Source organism: Vreelandella venusta, assembly GCF_007989605.1.
GTDB classification, from domain to species: Bacteria; Pseudomonadota; Gammaproteobacteria; order Pseudomonadales; family Halomonadaceae; genus Vreelandella; species Vreelandella venusta.
Map to the genome: position 1 here is coordinate 1 of NZ_BJUL01000050.1, position 2,572 is coordinate 2,572.

Sequence of the window (2,572 nt, forward strand, 5' to 3'; positions counted from 1 at the left end):
AGTGTCGGCTGTGAGCGTTTCATCTTCGATCGCATCTCCGCTGATCGTGACGCTGCCCGTCGGTGCATCGTTAACGTTAGCCACGCTCTCCATCGCAGAAGAGGTCACTGCTTCGTCTGTGCCCTGCTGGTCGGTGTAGCTGGCCCGAACGCTGATGGCAGCGCCCACGTCCGCTTGGGTCAGAGTATAAGTAGTGCCCGTCGCACCCGTTATTTCATTACCATCACGTAGCCACTGGTACGTTACCGTGCCCATACCATCTCCATCGGCCAGGGTGTTCGAGGCGGTAAGTACCTGATCCTCTTCAGCGATGCCGCTGATGGTTACATCACCGGTTAGGGCATCATTGACAGGTGTGACGGTGATTGAAGTGGTTGTGGCATCAATTGTGCCACCCGCTCCATCAGAGATGGTAAAGTCAAAACTGTCCGACGTAGTTTCACCACCGTTATGGGCATAAACCACTCGACCATTTTCAATGTCCGCCTGTGTAAAGGTATCATTCACCGCCAGTTCTGAGTCATTCAGACTCAGGGAGCCATTATCCGGTAAACTGGTCAATGTAAAGGTTACCTCAGACGCCACATTGTCTGCGTCCTTAACTTCAAGCTCACTGGCAGTGAGTGTATGCAAAGCGCCTTCATCCAGCGTAAAACCGCTATTGCTGTGCAGGACCGGGGCTTCATTGGCATCGGTCACCGTGATGGTGATGTCCTGCGTTACCTGATTGCTGGCGTCCTCCACCCGCACCTGGATGTCGTAGACGTTATTTCTCCCATCGTCTGTGGGAGATTCAAAGTCCGGAGCGCTGTTAAAGGTGACCACGCCGCTGTTGGCATCGATGCTGAACAGGCTGTCATCCGCGCCGTTGCCAGTCAGTGAGTAGGATACATTGGCATCATCCGCCCCGCCATCGCCGTCAGTGGCGTTGACGTCGATCACCGTGCCCGTGCCGTTTTCGGCGAAGTCCACTGCTGTGCCGGAATTGAAGACCGGAGCTTCGTCTACATCGGTTACATTAACTGTCACGGTCTGCACGGCCGTATTGCCCACACCATCCGTAGCCGTGACCTCTACCACATAGTCATTATTGGTGTTGCTGTCCGCCGGATTGTCGAAATCTGGCACGCTGACGAAAGTGAGTTTGCCGTTGGCACTATTGATGTTGAAGTCAGCTTGGTCCGTCCCGCCGGTCAGGGAATAGGTAACACCGCTGTCTGGCCCAGCCCCGTCGTCGGCGTCCAGGTCAAGCACAGTGCCTGTGCCGTTCTCTGTGAAGTCGGTGCTGGCTGTGCTGGCGAGGCTCGGGGCGGAATGGTCTACAGAAAATGTCTGATCGCCGTAACGGCTACCGTCACCTTCAGCGCTGACACCCACCCCGCCAAGCGGCGTATTGTGTCCGTCGTCACTGACAATGGTGTCGTTATCGGCAAGATCCACCGTGATCGTGCCATCACCGGTGACGTTGGCGACACTGACCGTGTAGCTGCTGCCGCTGCCAGTAACGGTGATGTCGCTATCGCCATTGTCAGTTGTGGCACTGCCGGTTGTGGAAATATTGAAGTCGGACGCATCGACACCAGTGACATTCTCGCTGAAAGTCACATCGAACTCGATTGTATCGGCATTGCTCGGATTGTTCGTCGGCGTCGCGCCACGATTGATGCTGGATACCTCGGGAGCTTCGTTGACAGCGATGTTGAACGTTTGAACGTCCGTACCGCCGTTGCCATCATCAGTCTGCACCTGAATACTGGCAGTGCCATGGAAATTGGCATCCGGCGTAAAGGTCAGACTATCCAGGGCCGTATTGACGTCGCTCAGCGAACTGGCGTCGAAGGTGATTGAGGAGGATCCGTTGCCGCTGAGATTGACAAGGTTGGTCGTGGTGCCAAGCGTCGCCGTGCCGTTGGCGATACTCAGCGTCACCGCCTGGCTGTCGTCGTCGCCGTCGCTGATTTCAAGCGTATCGGCAATGGCATTGGCGATGCTGTCCTCACCAAATGTCGGCGTGCTGGGCAGGGTAATGCTGGGGGTGGCGTTGCCAGAACTGGTTGTGAAACTAAGCGAGGTAGTGTCCTCAATCCCCATAAAGGTCATGCCATCAGCATCGAAAAAGGCTGCTTCCTCGATTTGAATATAGTATTCGGTACTGGCATCGAAATCATTTGCAGGGTTAATCGTAATAGTAGAAGTACCCGAACCAGTAACTCGACCATCATTCCCTGGGATCGACTCGACTAGAGAATGATCGGATGCTTTATAAATCCTAATTTCGCCAGTGCCAGTTGATGAGATGGGCTCATCAAACATAAGACTGATGTTGGATGTAGGTTCTATTTCGGTTGCATTATCGTCTGGCGTGCTTGCAGAGAGAACCGGTGGCTTGTTATCTGTGCCACCGGAAGTGCCATCCTGACGATAATAGCTGGAATCAGTATCACCATCAGTCGCCATGACATCCTCATCACCGTCATTATCAAAATCGGCAACAAGGTAGTTTATGCCATTGACCACATTAAATGCTACATTTGGGTCTGTCTGGGTAAAGTCGCCATTACCATCATTGATA

The 2,572-nt window shown here is 53.8% G+C and carries 1 protein-coding gene; it reads right to left on the bottom strand.

Features of this window, described 5'->3' with window-relative positions:
* A partial coding sequence (locus HVE01_RS19700; RefSeq protein WP_146945488.1) for a cadherin-like domain-containing protein occupies positions 1 to 2,572 on the bottom strand: 2,572 nt, incomplete at both ends.